Annotated in this window: 24 protein-coding genes; 9 read left to right on the top strand and 15 right to left on the bottom strand. The window is 63.5% G+C overall.

The annotated features are described in order from the left end of the window. Positions 1-140: 140 nt before the first annotated feature. Positions 141-512 (top strand): tellurite resistance TerB family protein, encoded by a 372-nt coding sequence (locus OU426_RS08125; RefSeq protein WP_420712583.1) that lies wholly within the window; start codon positions 141-143, stop codon positions 510-512. Between the two features lie 8 nt (positions 513-520). After that, positions 521-778 carry a hypothetical protein gene (locus OU426_RS08120; RefSeq protein ID WP_267633442.1) on the top strand — a complete coding sequence of 86 codons (258 nt, stop codon included), beginning with the start codon at positions 521-523 and terminating at the stop codon, positions 776-778. Positions 779-811: 33 nt separating this feature from the next. On the opposite strand, the gene betC is transcribed toward OU426_RS08120, so the two are convergent. The 3 genes from betC to OU426_RS08105 form a co-directional block, all read right to left on the bottom strand. After that, entirely contained in the window at positions 812-2,266 is a 1,455-nt protein-coding gene (gene betC, locus OU426_RS08115) for a choline-sulfatase (protein ID WP_267633441.1), read from the bottom strand. Between the two features lie 83 nt (positions 2,267-2,349). Then, complete coding sequence (gene dacB, locus OU426_RS08110; RefSeq protein WP_267633440.1) at positions 2,350-3,828, bottom strand: D-alanyl-D-alanine carboxypeptidase/D-alanyl-D-alanine endopeptidase; 1,479 nt, start codon at positions 3,826-3,828, stop codon at positions 2,350-2,352. Then, entirely contained in the window at positions 3,825-4,433 is a 609-nt protein-coding gene (locus tag OU426_RS08105; RefSeq protein ID WP_267633439.1) for a nicotinate-nucleotide adenylyltransferase, read from the bottom strand. The genes dacB and OU426_RS08105 overlap by 4 nt, the downstream gene beginning before the upstream one ends. Before the next feature lie 145 nt (positions 4,434-4,578). Here OU426_RS08105 and OU426_RS08100 point away from each other — a divergent pair, with 145 nt between their 5' ends. The 5 genes from OU426_RS08100 (at position 4,579) to OU426_RS08080 (ending at position 8,615) form a co-directional block, all read left to right on the top strand. Continuing rightward, the gene (locus tag OU426_RS08100) at positions 4,579-5,055 is read left to right on the top strand and encodes a GNAT family N-acetyltransferase (RefSeq protein ID WP_267633438.1); all 477 of its coding nucleotides are present in this window, start codon (positions 4,579-4,581) and stop codon (positions 5,053-5,055) included. A gap of 183 nt (positions 5,056-5,238) precedes the next feature. Further along, a complete protein-coding gene (locus tag OU426_RS08095) occupies positions 5,239-5,658 on the top strand; it encodes a DoxX family protein (protein ID WP_267633437.1) in 420 nt (139 codons plus the stop codon). Positions 5,659-5,778: 120 nt separating this feature from the next. Next, positions 5,779-7,434 carry an energy-dependent translational throttle protein EttA gene (gene ettA, locus OU426_RS08090; protein WP_267633436.1) on the top strand — a complete coding sequence of 552 codons (1,656 nt, stop codon included), beginning with the start codon at positions 5,779-5,781 and terminating at the stop codon, positions 7,432-7,434. Between the two features lie 839 nt (positions 7,435-8,273). Next, positions 8,274-8,432, top strand: a complete 159-nt coding sequence (locus OU426_RS08085) for a DUF3309 family protein (protein WP_267633435.1) — start codon at positions 8,274-8,276, stop codon at positions 8,430-8,432. Positions 8,433-8,459: 27 nt separating this feature from the next. After that, a complete protein-coding gene (locus OU426_RS08080; RefSeq protein WP_267633434.1) occupies positions 8,460-8,615 on the top strand; it encodes a hypothetical protein in 156 nt (51 codons plus the stop codon). Between the two features lie 385 nt (positions 8,616-9,000). On the opposite strand, the gene OU426_RS08075 is transcribed toward OU426_RS08080, so the two are convergent. After that, a complete protein-coding gene (locus OU426_RS08075) occupies positions 9,001-9,687 on the bottom strand; it encodes an FkbM family methyltransferase (protein WP_267633433.1) in 687 nt (228 codons plus the stop codon). Between the two features lie 712 nt (positions 9,688-10,399). On the opposite strand from OU426_RS08075, the gene OU426_RS08070 reads away from it, so the two are divergent. Then, a complete protein-coding gene (locus OU426_RS08070) occupies positions 10,400-10,846 on the top strand; it encodes a DMT family transporter (protein WP_267633432.1) in 447 nt (148 codons plus the stop codon). A 123-nt stretch (positions 10,847-10,969) separates the two neighbouring features. Here the strand turns inward: OU426_RS08070 and OU426_RS08065 are convergent, their stop codons facing one another. Continuing rightward, positions 10,970-11,593, bottom strand: a complete 624-nt coding sequence (locus OU426_RS08065) for a TIGR02466 family protein (RefSeq protein ID WP_267633431.1) — start codon at positions 11,591-11,593, stop codon at positions 10,970-10,972. 131 nt (positions 11,594-11,724) lie between these two features. Between OU426_RS08065 and OU426_RS08060 the strand changes: the two genes are divergently transcribed. Further along, positions 11,725-12,342 carry a hypothetical protein gene (locus tag OU426_RS08060; RefSeq protein ID WP_267633430.1) on the top strand — a complete coding sequence of 206 codons (618 nt, stop codon included), beginning with the start codon at positions 11,725-11,727 and terminating at the stop codon, positions 12,340-12,342. A gap of 123 nt (positions 12,343-12,465) precedes the next feature. Here the strand turns inward: OU426_RS08060 and rplP are convergent, their stop codons facing one another. From rplP to OU426_RS08010, 10 genes are all read right to left on the bottom strand, one after another. Continuing rightward, positions 12,466-12,879 carry a 50S ribosomal protein L16 gene (rplP, locus tag OU426_RS08055; RefSeq protein WP_267633429.1) on the bottom strand — a complete coding sequence of 138 codons (414 nt, stop codon included), beginning with the start codon at positions 12,877-12,879 and terminating at the stop codon, positions 12,466-12,468. Between the two features lie 12 nt (positions 12,880-12,891). After that, positions 12,892-13,611 carry a 30S ribosomal protein S3 gene (gene rpsC / locus OU426_RS08050; RefSeq protein ID WP_267633428.1) on the bottom strand — a complete coding sequence of 240 codons (720 nt, stop codon included), beginning with the start codon at positions 13,609-13,611 and terminating at the stop codon, positions 12,892-12,894. Then, entirely contained in the window at positions 13,611-13,991 is a 381-nt protein-coding gene (gene rplV / locus OU426_RS08045) for a 50S ribosomal protein L22 (protein ID WP_267633427.1), read from the bottom strand. Before rplV ends, rpsC begins: the two co-directional genes overlap by 1 nt. Before the next feature lie 3 nt (positions 13,992-13,994). Further along, positions 13,995-14,273, bottom strand: a complete 279-nt coding sequence (gene rpsS, locus OU426_RS08040) for a 30S ribosomal protein S19 (protein ID WP_267633426.1) — start codon at positions 14,271-14,273, stop codon at positions 13,995-13,997. A gap of 3 nt (positions 14,274-14,276) precedes the next feature. Continuing rightward, positions 14,277-15,113 carry a 50S ribosomal protein L2 gene (gene rplB, locus OU426_RS08035; protein ID WP_267633425.1) on the bottom strand — a complete coding sequence of 279 codons (837 nt, stop codon included), beginning with the start codon at positions 15,111-15,113 and terminating at the stop codon, positions 14,277-14,279. A gap of 146 nt (positions 15,114-15,259) precedes the next feature. Further along, the gene (locus OU426_RS08030; RefSeq protein ID WP_267633424.1) at positions 15,260-15,556 is read right to left on the bottom strand and encodes a 50S ribosomal protein L23; all 297 of its coding nucleotides are present in this window, start codon (positions 15,554-15,556) and stop codon (positions 15,260-15,262) included. Continuing rightward, positions 15,553-16,173: a 50S ribosomal protein L4 gene (rplD, locus tag OU426_RS08025; protein WP_267633423.1), complete on the bottom strand. Its 621-nt coding sequence runs from the start codon at positions 16,171-16,173 to the stop codon at positions 15,553-15,555. Before rplD ends, OU426_RS08030 begins: the two co-directional genes overlap by 4 nt. Further along, positions 16,170-16,907 (bottom strand): 50S ribosomal protein L3, encoded by a 738-nt coding sequence (gene rplC / locus OU426_RS08020; protein ID WP_267633422.1) that lies wholly within the window; start codon positions 16,905-16,907, stop codon positions 16,170-16,172. Before rplC ends, rplD begins: the two co-directional genes overlap by 4 nt. 13 nt (positions 16,908-16,920) lie before the next feature. Continuing rightward, positions 16,921-17,232 carry a 30S ribosomal protein S10 gene (gene rpsJ / locus OU426_RS08015; RefSeq protein ID WP_104070856.1) on the bottom strand — a complete coding sequence of 104 codons (312 nt, stop codon included), beginning with the start codon at positions 17,230-17,232 and terminating at the stop codon, positions 16,921-16,923. Between the two features lie 210 nt (positions 17,233-17,442). Beyond that, positions 17,443-17,787 (bottom strand): EF-Tu C-terminal domain-related protein (locus OU426_RS08010; RefSeq protein WP_506737134.1); only part of this gene is annotated, 345 nt, incomplete at its 5' end.

The raw sequence follows: 17,787 nt of genomic DNA, 5'->3' as shown, positions 1-17,787 counted from the left end.
AACGGCGCCCGATGCGCCGCAAGGCCCGTCCCTATTGTGCGGGGGGCGAATGGTCAATAATTTCACGTTCAAACAGAAGGAACGAACCCTTGTCCAATACCCTCCCCGCCTTCTCCGCCCAGGACGCGCTCGTGGCGCTCATGGTCACCATCTCCGTCTCGGACGAGACGATCCGCACGGCCGAGCTTGTGGCCATCGAACGTCAGGTCAACCACCTGCCGATCTTCGCCGACTATGATATGGAAACCGTCCGGCAAGTGGCGCAAACGGTCTACAAGCTGATGGAGGATGAAGACGGGCTCGATACGCTGTTCGCGATGATCCGCGCAGCGCTTCCCGAAAAGCTATACGAGACCGCCTATGCGCTTGCCTGTGATGTCGCCGTCGCCGATGTGAAACTCGGCCAAAGCGAACTGAGGCTCCTCGAAGAGGTTCGCGAAGAGCTGGACATCGACCGCCTGCACGCCGCCGCCATCGAACGCGGCGCCCGCGCCCGCCATATGACATTGTGAGGTTTGCCGTGCGCGTAACGATTGCCCCCGTCCTCCTCCTGTCGCTCGCCGCCTGTCAGGACAAAAGCTGCACGCCTGAGGATCTGAGCCAGAAGGCGACCGATCTGATGACCGCCGCCCGCAGCTATGGCCTCAGCCACCACGACCAGATGCAGAAGATGGGCGAAAAGGTCGCCGACCTCGTCGACCGCGCCAACCGGGCAAGCGGCGATCTTCAGCCCCTCTGCGACGAGATCGCCGCGCTGATGAAAGAGATCGGCGGCTGAACGGCAGGCCCGGCCGTTGGCTTCGGCAGTCGGCTATTTCCGCACATATTGCCGCGCCGCATCCTGCGCGACGACATAGTCCCAGCCGGTCTCATTCGCCGCCATCGCCTGATTGACCACCGCCTTCTGCGGCAGCCGGGCCCAGACGTCGCGCTCGATGGCTTCCAGATCGAAGCGCCCGCCGGTGATCAGCCGGTTCAGCTCCGCCTCGATCCCCGCCACCGCCGGATCGCCCGCGCGGTTCCGCCATTCACCCGGGTCTTCGGCCAGATTGAACAGCTGCGGGGCCGAGCGGTGGCAATAGATGTATTTCCAGTCGCCGAGCCGCACCATGAAGCTCGGCCGCATGATCCCCTCGCCGTGATACTCCGAAAAGACCGGCACCGCCGCAATCGCCTCGCCCCTCAACGCCGGCAGAAGCGACCGCCCCTCCATCTCGCGCGCAAGGCTCTGGCCCGCCAGATCGACAAGCGTTGCCGGCAGGTCCAGCAACGAAACAGGCGTCGCCACATCCCGCCGCTGCCCCCCAGGCATCGCCACGATCAGCGGAATGCGCGCCGACCATTCGTAAAGGCTGCGCTTCTGGATCAGCCCTTTCTCGCCCAGCATCTCGCCATGGTCCGAGGTGACGATGACAATCGTATTCTGCGCCAGCCCCTCCTCCTCTAGCACGCCAAGCAACTCGCCCAGCTTGTCGTCGACATAATGGGCCAGCGCCGCAAACCCCCGCCGCATCGCGATCAGATGGCGCGGGTCGCGGATGTCCTTGCGGTCGAGCCCGTACCAGCGGATGAAGGCCCGGTCGAAATCGCTGTAAAGCGCGTCCATGTCGTCGGGGTAGTGCGGGATCGGCAGGTCGGCGTCCTCGTACATCTCCCAATATCTGCGCGGCACCTTGTAGGGCGGATGCGGGTTGGTGAAACTGACCGTCAGCATCCAGGGGCGATCCGGCGCGTGGCGCAGATATTCCAGCGACCGGAACTGCGTCTCCTCGTCATATTGCAGCTCGGTCGACCAGCCAGCCCCGATATTCTCGGCCTGATATTGCGGCGCGAAATCGAAAGCCATCGCCTCGGGGTCGTCCTCGGGCAAGAGCGGGTAGGACCAGAGAAAGCCCGAAGGGTAGATGTCGGTGTTCAGCCGCCGCCGAAATCCGTGCAGCTGGTCGGCGCCGATGAAATGCATCTTGCCGGACAAGACCGTGTCATAGCCCGCATTGGTCAGATAATGCGCAAAGGTCGGGATGAAGCTCGGAAAGGGATCGCCGTTGTCGTAACAGCCGGTGGTCGAGGTCAAAAGCCCGGTCATGAAACACGACCGCGCCGGCACGCAGATCGGGCTTGGCGTATAGGCATTGGTGAAATTCACCGCGCGCGCTGCCAAGGCCGACAGGTTCGCCATCCGCGCGCCCCGGTAGCCGCAGGCATCCAGCATGAACGGCGTCATCTGATCGGCCATCACCAAAAGAATGTTCGGCCCGTCAGTCATCGGCCCCTGCCTCCCTCTCCCCGGAAATCAGGGACAGTTCACCAGCGCCGGATGATGTTTTCTGCCCCGAATGCGACGCTTCGTCAGGCCCAACTGCCGATCAGCCGCAATTCCATGCGTCGCGCCCGCTTGGCCCAGCTTGAGGCGCCGGGCGGGTTCTCGCGGTCACCGGGCGGCACGGCATCGCGGCGCGCCACATCGGCGGCAAAGATCGCAAAGACCCGCTCCTCGCCCGCCGCCGTGGTCATGTAGCCCACAAGACCCGAGACGAAATTCAAGGTCCCGGTCTTCGCCACCACCCGCTGCGGCGCGCGCACTGAGCCCAGATCCTTCGCATCCTTGAACTTCACCGGCTTCATCAGCCCGCCAAGCCCCGCGCCCGGCCCCAGCAGCCGCAGTGCCTCGGCCATCTCGACCGCGCTGACGCGCGAGGCGCCGCCAAGCCCCGAATGATCGACGAAACGCGCCCCCAGCCTGCCGATCCCCGCCGCCAGCCACTCGCCCATGGCGCGCGCCGAGGCGGCGTGGGTCTTCGCCCCCCGCGTGACCGACGCCGCCATCCCCACCGTCTCGGCCGTCATGTTGGTCGAGAATTTCAGCATGTCGCGCAAGACGTCGGGCAAGGCCATACTTTCATGTCCGCGCAGCACCTGCGCGCCCTGCGGCAGCGACGCCAGCACCTCGGGCCGGTCGAGCCTGATCCCCTGCGCCGCCATCAAAGTGCGGAACACATCGCCCGCATAAAGATCGGGCCGCCGCACCGGCAACCAGCGGCTGCCATCCTTGTTCAAGGCGGCCTGCGCCACTGTCCAGTCCTCGGTCCGGCCGCCGTCGGCATAGGTGAAGATCGGCAGATCGCGTGCCACCACCTTCATCCGCGCCATCTCGACCATGGGCGCAAACCGCTCCGCCCGCGCATCGAACCCCACCTTGTAGCCGTCACCCCCGCGCGCCCAAGTGAAATTTACCCGGTTGAAATTCAGGTTCAGCCCCGCGACCGCCGGGTTATATCCCAGCCATTCGGGCTGCCCCTCGTCGATCTCCGGCAGATAGGGCAGCGCCCCGCCCCAGACGAGGAACCGCCCCGCGACCGAGGTCACGCCCGCCGCCCGGACCGCCGCCGCCAGATCGCCCAGATCGTCGGTCGACAAGGCCGGATCGCCGCCACCCGCGAGGATCAGATCGCCCTCGACCCGACCGCCCTTGACCGGCCCGGTCACCATCACTCTTGTCGCGAACCGATGCCCGGCCCCGAGCGTCCCCAGCGCATAAAGCGCCGTGATCGCTTTCAAGGTCGAGGCGGGCGGCATCGGCCGGTCAGGCTCCCGCGACGCCAGCACCTTTCCGCTTTTCGCATCCATGAGCAGATAGGAAACCGCAGCGCCGGGCAGCTTCGCCTCGGCAATGATCGCCTCGGCCAGATCGGCCGACGGCGCCGCAACCGCACCAGGCACCGGCCGTGCAGGCGGCACCGGCGACCGTACCGGCGCCTCGGCCAGCGCGGGCCAGGCCGCCCCCGCCATCAGCCCTGCCAGAAGGCCGCGCCGCGTCAGTCCCGTCATCCGTTCCGTCTCCATTCGCCCCGCGCCCGGATCGCGGAAGAGGACATGGCGTTCAAGGGCATGTCAAGAAAGACCCAGGCCGGGGCCTTCCTGCGCCCGATCAGACCCGCCGCATGTGCAGGCAGCCGCCAGCGCGCATATTCGTCTGCCGCCCGCGCCCCCCGCGCGGCAAGCCGCGTGCCCGGCCGCGCGAAGATGGCAATCGGCACGTTCCGCATGATCCAGTCCCAGCGCTCCCAACGGTGGAACTGCGCCAGATTGTCCGCCCCCATCAGCCAGACGAACCGCACGCCGGGATAAAGCGCCGTCAGCCGCTCCAGCGTCTCGGCCGTGAATCGCGTCCCGAGCCGCGTCTCGATATCGGTCACGATGACGCGCGGATGATCCATGACCGCCTGCGCCCGCGCCACACGCTCTTCGATCGGCGCCGGAGGATTGGCCTTCAACGGATTGCCAGGCGAGACCAGCCACCAGACCCGGTCAACGCCAAGCCGCTTCAGCGCCTCGCGGGTCAGGTGGGCATGGCCTTCATGTGCGGGGTCGAACGAGCCGCCCAGCAATCCGACCGTCTGGCCCGGCGCCGCAATCGGCATCCCCGCGCGCATGCACTCTTCTCCTCCCGCCCTTTCCCGACTTCTGCCGTGGCGCATGACCGATTGTCAAACCGGCCGTCGGCGGTTTCTTCTTATCGGACTCCCGTTCCCGTGTGCTAGGATCGGTCCGATTTCCTGCACATGTCATGGCCAGCCAATGCACACGACCATTGATGATTTCGACATACGCATTGCCGACCCGGAGTCGGACGAGGCACGCGCCTGCCTGAATGCCTATTTCGACCTGCTCGTGGAACGCGTCGACGGGATGATGCGGTCCCATGTCCCCGACCCCGATCCTCATGCCGCCGCGTTCCGTCGACCGGGCGGCACCTTCCTGCTGGCCTGTCGGCGCGACGCGCCGGTCGGTTGCGTCTCGCTCAAGACACTCTCGCCGGGTGTGGGGGAGATCAAGCGCCTCTGGGTCGACGCCTCGGCACGCGGGCACGGGCTCGCCCGTCTCCTGATGCACAGGGTCGAGGCGGAGGCCCGCGCTCTCGGCCTTCACCGGCTTCAGCTCGACACCAGCGGCGTGCTTACCGAGGCGATCGCGCTCTATCGCTCCGAAGGCTGGACCGACATTCCGGCCTATTCCGGTTTTCCGGCCACGCACTGGTTCGGAAAGATCCTCTAGGAACTGCGCAGGCGCTTCCTGCGCCTGCAGCGTGCCGGACCAGCGCGTGCCCTGTATATTTCGATAGATACGTTTATACTTGTCTCTCGAAATGCACATTTCCTGTTTGGTTTCGCCGAATTGCGGCAACCGTGTCGTACCGTCATCTTCTGGCCAACCGAAACCAGAACGCGGACCCCGCCCATGACCACCGCCACCTACATTCCCGCCTCGACCGATCGCACCGAAATCGCTGCCCTGATCCTGCGTATTACCAACGGTGTCTTCTTCGTCCTCCATGCCTGGCTGAAGATCGCCATCTTCACGCCCGCCGGCACCGCCGGCTTCTTCGAAAGCCTCGGCCTGCCCGGCTTTCTCGCCTATCTCGTGATCGCGGCCGAGCTTTTCGGCGGCCTCGCCCTGATCGCCGGTTTCAAGACCCGACTTGTCGCGCTCGTCCTCGTGCCGGTCCTCCTCGGCGCGATCTTCACCGCCCATTGGAACGCCGGCTTCTTCTTCTCGAACGAAGGTGGCGGCTGGGAATATCCCGCCTACTGGGCCGTCGCGCTGATCGTCCAGGCGCTCCTCGGCGACGGGGCCTATGCTCTGGGCAAGCGCGCCTGACCCCACCTCATCCACCGCAAGGGCCGCCCTCCGGGGCGGTCTTTTTTCATGCGGACGATTGCCCTTCGCGGCCCGCACGACTAGAGGAAGGCCAATCCCTTTCCGCCAGGAGTGCGACCCATGGCTTCCTACCAGTATGTCTACCACATGGACGGCGTCTCCAAGACCTATCCGGGCGGCAAGAAATGCTTCGAGAACATCCGCCTCAACTTCCTTCCCGGCGTCAAGATCGGCGTCGTCGGCGTGAACGGATCGGGTAAGTCCACGCTTCTCCGCATCATGGCGGGCATGGACAAGGATTTCACCGGCGAGGCCTGGGCCGCCAAGGGCGCGCGCGTGGGCTACCTGCCGCAGGAACCGCAGCTCGACGCCTCACTCGACGTGCGCGGCAACGTGATGCTCGGCGTCGCGGCCAAGCAGGCCAAGCTCGACCGCTACAACGAACTTGCCATGAACTATTCCGACGAGACGGCCGACGAGATGGCGGCCCTTCAGGACGAGATCGACAGCCAGAACCTCTGGGACCTCGACAGCCAGATCGACGTCGCGATGGAGGCGCTTCGCTGCCCGCCCGACGACGCCAACGTCGAGACCCTGTCAGGCGGCGAAAAGCGCCGGGTCGCGCTCTGCAAGCTTCTCCTCGAAGCGCCCGACATGCTCCTTCTCGACGAACCGACGAACCACCTTGACGCCGAAACCATCGCCTGGCTGCAAAAGCACCTGATCGAATATCAGGGCACGATCCTCATCGTCACCCACGATCGCTATTTCCTCGACGACATCACCGGCTGGATCCTCGAACTCGACCGCGGCCGCGGCATCCCCTACGAGGGCAACTATAGCTCCTGGCTCGAACAGAAGGCCAAGCGCCTGGAACAGGAAGCGCGCGAGGACCGCGCGACCCAGAAGACGCTCGAACGCGAGCTTGAATGGATCCGCGCCGGCGCCAAGGCGCGGCAGGCCAAGCAGAAGGCTCGTATCAACGCCTACGAGGAACTCGCGGGCAAATCCGAACGCGAGAAGATCTCGACCGCCAAGATCATCATCCCGAACGGCCCCCGCCTCGGCGGCAAGGTCATCGAGGTCGAAGGTCTGGCCAAGCACCTCGGCGACAAGCAGCTGGTCGAGGATCTCTCGTTCAGCCTGCCCCCCGGCGGCATCGTCGGCGTCATCGGCCCGAACGGCGCGGGTAAGACCACGCTCTTCCGCATGCTCACCGGCCAGGAAAAGCCCGACGCGGGCAGCGTCACCTTCGGCGACACGGTGAAACTCGCCTACGTCGACCAGTCGCGCGACGCGCTCGACCCCAACAAGACGGTTTGGGAGGAAATCTCCGAGGGCCTCGAAGTCCTCGAACTCGGCGACGCCACGATGAACAGCCGCGCCTATTGCGGCGCCTTCAACTTCAAGGGCGGCGATCAGCAGAAGAAGGTCGGCCTCCTCTCCGGCGGCGAACGCAACCGGGTGCATATGGCCAAGCTCCTGCGCTCCGGCGGCAACGTCCTCCTCCTCGACGAACCGACGAACGACCTCGACGTCGAAACCCTGCAATCGCTCGAAGCCGCGCTCGAAGATTTCGCCGGCTGCGCCGTCATCATCTCGCACGACCGCTTCTTCCTCGACAGGTTGTGTACGCATATTCTAGCGTTCGAGGGCGACGCCCATGTCGAATGGTTCGAGGGCAACTTCGAGGCCTATGAGGAAGACAAGGTGCGCCGACTGGGGCCGGACAGCATCGAGCCGAAGCGGGTGAAGTACAAGAAGTTTACGAGGTGAGGCGCGCCCGGACGACCTTCCAGTGGAAGGTCGTCAGCGCCGAACGCCCTCGGCACAAGCCGAGGGCCGTGCACCTTCGACGCCGATTGATTCGTTGCGTCGTTCACGAAGAGCACATAGTTCAGCTCAGGGCTTGCACGAACAAATTAGCAACATTATGTTTTGGCTGTCCTTGGAGGTCGACTCAAACGACCGCATGGAAGGTAAGCCACTCGCACTGCGAACAAGGCGACTCCTGCCAACGAATAGGAAAGCGCTTAGCGGCGCTGTGTGAGGGGTTTAGCGGCCTCTTGCTAAGGCGGTCCGGCCTCAAACGCCGGGCACCCGTCGCCCCCGGAGGCCCCAAGTGATCATAGGGGCACCGGAACTGCCTCGCTAGGGCAGTATAAATATACTGAGTTGACTTAGGTCGCTCATCCGGATGGGCCACGCTTAGGAAACACTCCAATGCGTATCTCATTCAAGGTCGAGGGGCGAGTGTCGTATGGCGACGTAATAGGAACCATCGCGCTCTTGCTGACGATTGTCGGATTATTCCTATGATGGTCGGGCGGTCTTCGGGCCGCCCCTCTTCTTCTTCCGCCCGCCACCAGTAGGGTGCGTGCTCGCACGCACCATTCCCCAAACCAACCGCCCATCCGAACCGGCCAATATCGGTGCGTGAAATCACGCACCCTACCATCGCCCCGCCGCAATCTCGCGGTGGATCGACGAATAGGCCAATCCCCGCGCCGCTCCGTATCCCCGCAGCGCCCCGCGAGTCCTTCGGGGAACCGATCCGCGCCGCCTGCGTTGTCACAGGACATAGCCCATGCGGGCGCAGGACATAGGAACATCGCATGACACTCGGCACCATCCTGATCATTATTCTCATTCTTGCTCTGATCGGCGCGCTGCCGAACTGGGGCTATTCCCGCGGCTGGGGCTATCGTCCGGCGGGCGGGCTTGGCCTCTTGCTGGTGATCCTGCTGATCCTCGTCTTGATGGGACGGATCTGACCCTGGTCTCATTGGGGGTCTGACCGGGTGAGCGGGGGCCGCCGTGCCCCCGCAAGCCGCCCCGAAACCCACGAAACCCACGAAACCATTGCACCGGAGGAAGCCATGAAAGGTATCGTCGCCTGGCTGATGGGCGTTCCGATCGTCGTCATCATCCTGCTTTACGTCTTCAACATTTTCTGACCCTACGGACGGCGGCTGAGGCAGCAAGCGTAGGGTACGCGCTCGCACGCACCATTCCCTGAAGCGACCGCCCATCCGAACCGGCCAATGTCGGTGCGTGACATCACGTACCCTACCATCGCCCCGTCGCGATCTCGCGGTGGATCGACGAATACGGCCAATCCTCGGGCCGCTCGACTTACCCGTGCTTGACCGGGTTCACTTGGCAATACCGGAGATGCGCGACGTAATCCGCCTCGTCCCGGATATGGTCGGCTCCGCCGCCGGGGCTTCGCCCGTTCGACGCTGAAAACGATCCACTGGATCGTTTTCCGGGCGCGTCTCACCCCAATACCGCCGCTGCCGTCCCGAAGCGCAGCATCGGCCTCAGCCCGGCCTTTCGCTCTCACCCAGAGGGCGCAAAGCCCTTCAGGACATAGACCGAGGTCAGGCCGATCTGATAGCGGTAGTCGTATCCGGCGCCGGTCAGCCTCTCATGGATGCCGGTGGTCAGAACCTCCGGTATCGTCGGCGCATAGGTTTCCAGCGCGATGACCTTGGGGCGCACCGGCCAGTCGGCGATATCCTCGACCGCGGCCTCGTCCAGCCCCTCGATATCGATGTTCAGAAAATCGACCCCGTCCGGCGCCCCGGCCGCATGATCCGCAAGGATCCGCTTCAGCGTCGTGCAGGGCACCGAGGTGACAGTCCTTGCGCCGCGTTCCCCGGCCAGGTCGGCCGAGACAGTGGCGCTCAGGTCGAGATCCCTCGCGGTATAGAGATCGACATGGGTCTGCCGGGCGGCGACAGCCTCTGACACGATCGCGCTCCAGATATTGGTGTCGCCTGTGCGGACCTTGCGGAAGATCTCGATGCACTTCGGATTGGCGTCGACATTCACGCCGTTCCAGCCCAGGCACCAGAGATAGGCGGTGTTCGATTGGCGGAACGGGTGGTGGGCGCCCACGTCGACGTAAAATCCCTCTTTTCGGTTGAAGAGCTTTCGGATGATCGTGTCTTCGCCGTACTGGGAAAACCGAATGCGAACCGATCCCTGCCGCCCCAGAAGCCTCGCCAACCGCGTCAGTCTCATCGCTGCACTTTCCCCTTGTCCGGCCTGCACACTAGAGCGGCACACACCCGCCGACAAGCGATCGGCCCCAGCACAGAGTTACATGCAGCGCGGCGCGACCAGTGCCCGGCGAGCACGGCAGCGACGAGGACACACAGCGGATGCGCGATGGCGGAGATGGCCCGCCGCCGCTTCGCTCTCCCCCTTGCCGGGTCAACGCGGGTTAGAAGGCTACGGCCAGCCGAACCCTGCAGCGGGTCCCCCGACGTAAAGATGCCCCGTCCGGAGGAACGGGGCATGTTTTTCACTCACTCACACAAGCACGGACAAACCGCAGGAACCACCTAAAGCACAGCCGACAAACCGCCCCCGTCGACGATCCTAAACAGAAGGATCAGTGCAGCAAAACCCGCAGCTTCGATCAGGGTCAAGGAAATCCTAAGTTTCATGGCAACAAATACTCCGTTCAATGCAGTCTTTGTAGCCTGCTGGTTTGCCGGGATTATGGCCGTGGCGATGTCCAATCCCCCGAAACCTTTCACATCATCGTTTCCGCGTTCATCGGGGTTACTAACTTTCGGATAGGTTAGTCGGCCGTGGTGCACGATTCTGACACAATCTCCCGCCCGGCGCGCCGAACCTGTGGCAGAGTTGTGGACAGATCGTCACGTCGTTTCCATTGCCGTGTGCTCGCAACTGCCATTTGATGGGGATGACCAACAGGGAGGTTCCGATGCCCTATGTCGCCTTGACCTCGCTCGCGCTCGCCATGGGCGTGGCGCTCGCCGTCTATCTGCCCGTCCTCAGCCAGAGCGGCCGGATCGTCGGCTCGCCGATCCTTGCCAACGCGCCCTTCTATCTTCTGGGCTTCCTGACCACGGTCGCGATGGCCGTCGCCGCCGGCAACCGCCTGTCCGACTTCGCGCGGCTCCGCGAGGTGCCGGGCTGGATGTATCTCTCGGGCGTCGTCTCGGCCCTGATGATCCTCGGCTCGACCTTCCTGATCCCCCGGATCGGGCCGGGGCCGTTCTTCGTGCTGCTGGTGACCGGCCAGATACTGACCGGCGCGCTTCTCAGCCAGATGGGCTGGCTTGGGGCGCCGATGGATGCGGTCAGCCTGCGGAAGGCGGCGGGCCTTCTGCTCGTCGTCCTCGGCGCGGGCCTTGTCACCATCCGCTGAGGGCGGCCTGTGGGCTTACCGAAGGCTGAAGGCGGCGTCCGCCCCTGTCGGGACGGATGCGGGACGGATGCGGTACGCAAGGCCGACGGATGCGGGACGGCCCGTCAGGCCCAGCCGTAACCGTCAGGCCCAGCCGTAGTTGAAGCTGACGCTGACCCGCTCTTCCTCGGCCATGTTCATCGGCACCTCGTGCCTGAGCCAGCTTTCCCACATCAGAACCTCGCCAACCCTCGGTTTTACATAGACAAACCGCTGCAGCGCCTCGGCCGCATCCTTCCTGACCATGGGCGCCATCATCATCATCGGCAGGCGCGGGTCCTCAAGTTTCAGGGCCGACGTCCCCTCCGGCATCGCCACATAGGTCGTCCCCGAAATCACCGAATGCGGATGAATATGAGAAGCATGCGTCCCACCCTCGGGCAGGATGTTGATCCAGAGCGAGTTGCATTTCAGCTTCTTGCCCTGAAGGTCGAACCCCAGTTCCGCGCAGAAGGCCGCCACATGCTTGTCGAGCGCCTTTTCTAGCGCCCCGAAGATCGGAAAGCGCCAGGGCAGGTCGTTCAGCGAGGCGTACGAGGTATAACCCGGATAGCCGTTCGCCTCGCACCAGTCCTGGCCGGCCTCGTCATCCTCGGCGATGGCGAGGCAGGAGGCGTTCAGTTCGTCATAATCAACCTTGGACTTGGCCAACTCGTTCAGGGCGGCGCGATAGAGGCGGGTGGTGAAAAGGTTCGAGATGTCGGGCATATGCGGCTTTCCCTGCTTACGGTTTCAGATACCAGCGTGCCTAAACGCGTGCAACGAAGGCGTGTCGCAAACCGGTCTTTCCTGGCCGATTTTGCATTCTGCGCTCGGCCATGTCAGAGTAGCGAGAACGTTTGTATCGAGATGACGGCCAGTCAAATGCTCATGAAACACTGGGTGTCACACCTTCCTTCCTGTGTCTTATCGCCGTGCTCGCGACTCAGCCGGCGGCGGGCGAAGGCGCGGACGGCGCAGACAGGTTCGACGAACTCGCGGCCCGCCAAACGGCCTTTTCTGCTGTCGTCACGGTAGAAAGAATTGCGGCCCGCATGATTCATGTCGAAAGCGTGGCGCTTCTTTCAGAATTGGGCGTGTGGCCGCCCGAACTGGAAAACTGGCCAGAAGACGCGAAAACAACCAAATATGTCTATGATATCAAGAACCTGGAACAACGCTTGAGAGCTGACATCGTGGCGCTTCGGCGACATGCAAATCCCGGGGGGGCGTTCTCGGCAGTGGAGGCCGTGCGCTTCTTGCAACTGGTCGAAGAGCTGGACCAGATGCTCACGGAATCGCAGGACTTCTTCAAACTCTTTTCCGATGGTCGCGTCTATGAGGCCAACCAGTTCTTCAGAGAAAAGGTTCGGCAACGTTATGCGCGTATTGAATGGGAAACCTCCACGCTCGGCTCCGCCATCCGGAAGGATATCGAAAGTCTAAAGCGGAAAGCAACGCTGAAATCATCCCCCTAGAACGGGGATTTCGCAGGATCCTGCTTTTGCCGCCGCAGGTATGTCGGAGTGAAGCCTCCAAAACAAAACCCCCGCCGTTCCCGGCGGGGGCAATACCGTAGGTCGGGGATTACCCCGACTTGCTTACCAGTCCTCGCGGACCACGACGCGGGTCTTGACCGGCAGCTTCATCGCGCCGAGGCGCAGGGCTTCACGCGCGATGTCTTCGGCAACGCCGTCGATCTCGAACATGATCCGGCCGGGGTGGACGCGGGCGGCCCAGAAGTCGACCGAGCCCTTGCCCGAGCCCATCCGGACTTCGGTCGGTTTGGCCGAGACCGGCAGGTCCGGGAAAATCCGGATCCAGACGCGGCCCTGACGCTTCATGTGGCGGGTGATCGCGCGGCGGGCCGCTTCGATCTGCCGCGCGGTGACGCGCTCGGGCTCGGTGGCTTTGAGACCAAAGCCGCCGAAGTTCAGATCCGAACCGCCCTTGGCTTCACCGTGGATGCGGCCCTTGTGCTGTTTGCGGAACTTTGTCCGTTTGGGTTGCAGCATCTTCTCTACTCCTTACCGGTCGCGGCGGTCATCGCGGCGCGGACCGCGCGGAGCCGGACCGTCCTGAGCCTCGGCCGCGCGGCGGTCGCGGGCCTGGGGATCATGCTCCATGATCTCGCCTTTGAAGATCCAGACCTTGCAGCCGATGATCCCGTAGGGCGTGGTGGCTTCCGCCAGAGCATAGTCGATGTCGGCGCGCAGCGTGTGCAGCGGAACGCGGCCTTCGCGGTACCATTCGGTCCGGGCGATTTCCGCGCCGCCAAGGCGGCCCGCAACGTTGACGCGGATGCCGAGGGCACCCATGCGCATCGCGTTCTGCACCGCGCGCTTCATCGCGCGACGGAAGGAAACGCGACGTTCCAGCTGCTGGGCGATCGATTCCGCCACCAGCATCGCGTCCAGTTCGGGCTTGCGAACCTCAACGATGTTGAGGTGCAGTTCCGACTTGGTGAAGTTCGCGAGCTTCGAACGAAGCGTCTCGATATCGGCGCCTTTTTTGCCAATGATGACGCCCGGACGCGCGGTGTGAACCGTCACGCGGCACTTCTTGTGCGGACGCTCGATGATGACCTTCGAGACACCGGCCTGCTTGCACTCTTCATGGATAAAGTCGCGCATCTTGAGGTCTTCAAGAAGCAGGTTGCCATAGTCCTTGCTGTCAGCAAACCAGCGGCTGTCCCAGGTGCGGTTGACCTGGAGGCGCATCCCGATTGGGTTAACCTTCTGACCCATTATGCAGACTCCTCAACTTGACGCACCTTGATGGTCAGTTCGCTGAACGGCTTCATGATCTTGCCATAGCGGCCACGTGCCCGCGGACGGCCACGCTTCATCACCAGGTTCTTGCCGACATAGGCCTCGGCCACCACCAGCGCGTCAACGTCGAGACCATGGTTGTTCTCGGCATTGGCGATCGCGGACTGCAGGCACTTCTTCACGTCAATTGCGATCCGCTTTTTCGAGAAGGTCAGGTCCGACAGGGCCTTTTCCACCTTCTTGCCACGGATCAACGCGGCGACGAGGTTGAGTTTCTGCGGCGAGGTGCGAAGCATCTTCGCCTTGGCGAAGGCCTCGTTATCGGCCACGCGGCGCGGATTCTTTTCCTTGCTCATGGCTTACTTCCTCTTGGCTTTCTTGTCGGCGGCGTGACCGTAATAGGTCCGGGTCGGCGAATATTCACCGAACTTCTGGCCGATCATCTCTTCGGTCACGTTGACCGGGATGTGCTTCTGGCCGTTGTAGACGCCGAAGGTGAGGCCGACGAACTGCGGCAGGATGGTGGAACGGCGCGACCAGATCTTGATCACTTCGTTCTTGCCCGAACCTTGTGCCTTTTCCGCTTTCTTCAGCAGATAGGCATCAACGAAGGGGCCTTTCCAGATGGAACGAGACATGGATTAACGCCCTTTCTTCGCGTGGCGCGAGCGAACGATGTACTTGTCGGTCGCCTTGTTCGTGCGTGTGCGGTTGCCCTTGGTGCCCTTGCCCCACGGGGTAACCGGGTGGCGGCCACCGGAGGTGCGACCTTCACCACCACCATGCGGGTGGTCGATCGGGTTCATCGCAACACCGCGAACGGTCGGGCGGATGCCCATGTGGCGACGACGGCCGGCCTTGCCGAGGTTCTGGTTCGAGTTGTCGGGGTTCGAGACCGCGCCAACCGTCGCCATGCACTCCTGACGCACCATCCGCAGTTCGCCCGACGAGAGGCGGATCTGCGCATAGCCGCCGTCACGGCCGACGAACTGGGCATAGGTGCCCGCAGCGCGTGCGAGCTGGCCGCCCTTGCCGGGCTTCAGTTCCACGTTGTGAACGATCGTGCCGATCGGCATGCCCGAGAACGGCATCGCATTGCCGGGCTTCACGTCGGTCTTGGCGCCCGAGATCACGCTGTCGCCGACGGCGAGGCGCTGGGGGGCGAGGATATAGGCCTGCTCGCCATCCGCATAGCGGACGAGGGCGATGAAGGCAGTCCGGTTCGGATCGTACTCGATCCGCTCGACCGTCGCGGCGACGTCAAACTTGTTCCGCTTGAAGTCGACGATGCGGTAAAGACGCTTCGCACCACCACCTTGGTGGCGCATCGTGATCCGTCCGGTATTGTTCCGGCCGCCGTTCTTGCGCAGACCCTCGACGAGGGCCTTCACAGGGCGACCTTTCCAAAGCTCCGAACGGTCGATCAGAACCAGCCCGCGCTGGCCAGGCGTCGTCGGTTTATACGACTTGAGTGCCATGCTCTCTGTCTTCCGTTGCTTTGGACCATTGGTCCGTTGTGTTTATAGGGCCCCGAAGGTCCCCGACGTTCGCTCGGCCGGAAAGCTTCCGTCCGAAAAGACTCACGGCCCCGTTGGACGGGGCCGCGAGATTCGCGCGGCTTCTATCAGAGGCCCGACTGGACGTCGATAGTGTTCCCCTCTTCGAGGGTCACATAGGCCTTCTTGATGTCGCTCCGCTCGCCGGGACGGCCGCGGAAGCGCTTGGCCTTGCCTTTGGTGATCGTGGTGTTGACCGCCTTGACCTTCACACCAAAGACCGCCTCGACGGCTTCCTTGATCTGGGGCTTGGTGGCCGACCGTTCGACCTTGAACACCACCGCATTGTTCTCGCCCGCGAGGGTCGATTTCTCGGTGATGACCGGACGCTTGATCACGTCGTAATGTTCGGGTTTCACGCTCATTTCAGACGCGCCTCCAGAGCTTCGACACCCGCCTTTGTGAGGATCAGCGTCTCACGCTTGAGGATGTCATAGACGTTGGCGCCCATCGACGGCAGCACATCGATACCTTCGATGTTGGCCGCTGCGCGGGCGAAGTTCTCGTTCACCTCGGCGCCGTCGATGATCAGCACTTTCTTCCAGCCGAGCTCCTTCGCCGCCTTCGCGAGGATTGCGGTCTTGGCTTCGGCCATCGTCAGCGTGTCGAGGATGACAAGGTTGCCCGAACCGGCCTTGGCCGACAGAGCATGCTTCAGCCCAAGGGCCCGAACCTGCTTCGGCAGGTCGTGCGCATGGCTGCGCGGGGTCGGAACCTTGTACTTACCGCCGTGACGGAAGATCGGGGCCTTGCGGTCGCCGTGGCGGGCGCCACCGGTGCCTTTCTGGCGGTAGATCTTCTTGGTCGAATAGCTGACTTCCGACCGGGTCTTGGCGCTGTGCGTGCCGGCCTGGGCCTTGGCGCGCTGCCAGCGGACGACGCGATGCAGGATGTCGGCGCGCGGTTCCAGGCCGAAGAGAGCTTCGTCCAGATCGATCGTGCCGGCCTTGCCGCCGTCGAGCTTGATCACATCAAGTTTCATGCTTCACCCCCTTCGACCGCAACGTCAGCGGCCGGAGCGGCTTCCACGGCGGAAGCAGCGGATTTGATCGCGGCGGGCATCGGCAGATCCTTCGGCAGCGGCTTCTTCACCGCGTCCTTGATCGTGACCCAGCCGCCCTTGGAACCGGGAACCGAACCCTTGACCATGATCAGGCCACGGTCGGCGTCGGTGCGGACGACCTGGATGTTCTGGGTGGTGACGCGGACGGAGCCGAGGTGACCCGCCATCTTCTTGCCCTTGAACACCTTGCCCGGGTCCTGGCACTGGCCGGTCGAACCGTGCGAACGGTGCGACACGGAAACACCGTGCGAGGCCCTGAGACCACCGAAGTTGTGACGCTTCATCGCACCGGCGAAACCCTTGCCGAGCGAGGTGCCGGCGATGTCCACATACTGCCCTTCGGCATAGTGGGCAGCCGAGATTTCGGCACCGACATCGATCAGGTTTTCAGGGCTCACCCGGAATTCCGCGATCTTGCGCTTGGGGGCCACGTTCGCCTTGGCGAAATGGCCGCGCATCGCCGCGGTGGTGCGCTTGGCCTTGGCCACACCCGCACCGAGCTGAACGGCGGTGTAGCCGTCCTTCTCGGCCGTGCGCTGTGCCACGACCTGAAGATTGTCAAGCTGAAGGACGGTGACAGGAACCTGCTTGCCGTCTTCCAGGAACAGCCGGGTCATGCCCAGCTTCTTTGCGATAACGCCGGAGCGCAGCATGGGTCCGCCCTCCTCAGTTCAGCTTGATCTCGACGTCCACGCCAGCGGCGAGGTCGAGCTTCATCAGCGCGTCCACCGTCTGGGGGGTCGGATCAACGATGTCGAGAAGACGCTTGTGCGTGCGGATCTCCCACTGGTCGCGCGACTTCTTGTCGATGTGCGGACCACGGAGAACCGTGAATTTCTCGATCTTGTTCGGCAGCGGGATCGGACCCCGGACCTGTGCACCGGTGCGCTTGGCCGTGTTGACGATTTCCTGCGTGCTGGCGTCCAGAACGCGGTAATCGAAGGCCTTGAGCCGGATGCGGATGTTTTGACCAGTCATGTCAGTCATGCCTCTCGCGGGCTTCTTCAGGTTGAGAGGCAGACACCACCGAATGCGGCGCCTGCGTCGAACCAAATCTCTCGGAGATCAGGCGGCCCGGGTAAGGGGGAGCACCATCACTGTCAAGAGGGAATGGTGCGCCCTGGGACGCACCATCTGTTCTTTCCTCCGTCCGGGGCGTTAGCCCTGTCCGGTATCGGATGTCCTGAGTTACTTCAGGATCTTCGAGACGACGCCTGCGCCGACGGTGCGGCCGCCTTCGCGGATGGCGAAGCGGAGCTTCTCTTCCATCGCGATCGGCGCGATCAGCTCGACCTCGAACTTCAGGTTGTCGCCCGGCATCACCATCTCGGTGCCTTCCGGCAGCTTCACCGTGCCCGTCACGTCCGTGGTGCGGAAGTAGAACTGCGGGCGGTAGTTGGCGAAGAACGGCGTATGGCGGCCGCCCTCTTCCTTGGTCAGGATGTAGGCTTCGGCCTCGAAATGGGTGTGCGGGTTCACCGACTTCGGCTTGCACAGAACCTGGCCGCGCTCGACGCCGTCACGGTCGATGCC

The organism is Frigidibacter sp. RF13 (assembly GCF_026626305.1).
GTDB lineage: Bacteria > Pseudomonadota > Alphaproteobacteria > Rhodobacterales > Rhodobacteraceae > TMP-24.
The sequence above is the reverse complement of the archived record's forward strand: the minus strand, read 5'-3'. Positions and strand labels throughout refer to the sequence as shown.

Excerpts from the sequence above, each read along its gene's own strand:
- OU426_RS08125 (WP_420712583.1), top strand. The coding sequence starts at position 141 with ATGGTCACCATCTCCGTCTCGGACGAGACGATCCGCACGGCCGAGCTT.
- betC (WP_267633441.1), bottom strand. The coding sequence starts at position 2,266 with ATGACTGACGGGCCGAACATTCTTTTGGTGATGGCCGATCAGATGACG.
- dacB (WP_267633440.1), bottom strand. The coding sequence starts at position 3,828 with ATGACGGGACTGACGCGGCGCGGCCTTCTGGCAGGGCTGATGGCGGGG.
- OU426_RS08105 (WP_267633439.1), bottom strand. The coding sequence starts at position 4,433 with ATGCGCGCGGGGATGCCGATTGCGGCGCCGGGCCAGACGGTCGGATTG.
- OU426_RS08100 (WP_267633438.1), top strand. The coding sequence starts at position 4,579 with ATGCACACGACCATTGATGATTTCGACATACGCATTGCCGACCCGGAG.
- OU426_RS08095 (WP_267633437.1), top strand. The coding sequence starts at position 5,239 with ATGACCACCGCCACCTACATTCCCGCCTCGACCGATCGCACCGAAATC.
- ettA (WP_267633436.1), top strand. The coding sequence starts at position 5,779 with ATGGCTTCCTACCAGTATGTCTACCACATGGACGGCGTCTCCAAGACC.
- OU426_RS08085 (WP_267633435.1), top strand. The coding sequence starts at position 8,274 with ATGACACTCGGCACCATCCTGATCATTATTCTCATTCTTGCTCTGATC.
- OU426_RS08075 (WP_267633433.1), bottom strand. The coding sequence starts at position 9,687 with ATGAGACTGACGCGGTTGGCGAGGCTTCTGGGGCGGCAGGGATCGGTT.
- OU426_RS08070 (WP_267633432.1), top strand. The coding sequence starts at position 10,400 with ATGCCCTATGTCGCCTTGACCTCGCTCGCGCTCGCCATGGGCGTGGCG.
- OU426_RS08065 (WP_267633431.1), bottom strand. The coding sequence starts at position 11,593 with ATGCCCGACATCTCGAACCTTTTCACCACCCGCCTCTATCGCGCCGCC.
- rplP (WP_267633429.1), bottom strand. The coding sequence starts at position 12,879 with ATGCTGCAACCCAAACGGACAAAGTTCCGCAAACAGCACAAGGGCCGC.
- rpsC (WP_267633428.1), bottom strand. The coding sequence starts at position 13,611 with ATGGGTCAGAAGGTTAACCCAATCGGGATGCGCCTCCAGGTCAACCGC.
- rplV (WP_267633427.1), bottom strand. The coding sequence starts at position 13,991 with ATGAGCAAGGAAAAGAATCCGCGCCGCGTGGCCGATAACGAGGCCTTC.
- rpsS (WP_267633426.1), bottom strand. The coding sequence starts at position 14,273 with ATGTCTCGTTCCATCTGGAAAGGCCCCTTCGTTGATGCCTATCTGCTG.
- rplB (WP_267633425.1), bottom strand. The coding sequence starts at position 15,113 with ATGGCACTCAAGTCGTATAAACCGACGACGCCTGGCCAGCGCGGGCTG.
- OU426_RS08030 (WP_267633424.1), bottom strand. The coding sequence starts at position 15,556 with ATGAGCGTGAAACCCGAACATTACGACGTGATCAAGCGTCCGGTCATC.
- rplD (WP_267633423.1), bottom strand. The coding sequence starts at position 16,173 with ATGAAACTTGATGTGATCAAGCTCGACGGCGGCAAGGCCGGCACGATC.
- rplC (WP_267633422.1), bottom strand. The coding sequence starts at position 16,907 with ATGCTGCGCTCCGGCGTTATCGCAAAGAAGCTGGGCATGACCCGGCTG.
- rpsJ (WP_104070856.1), bottom strand. The coding sequence starts at position 17,232 with ATGACTGGTCAAAACATCCGCATCCGGCTCAAGGCCTTCGATTACCGC.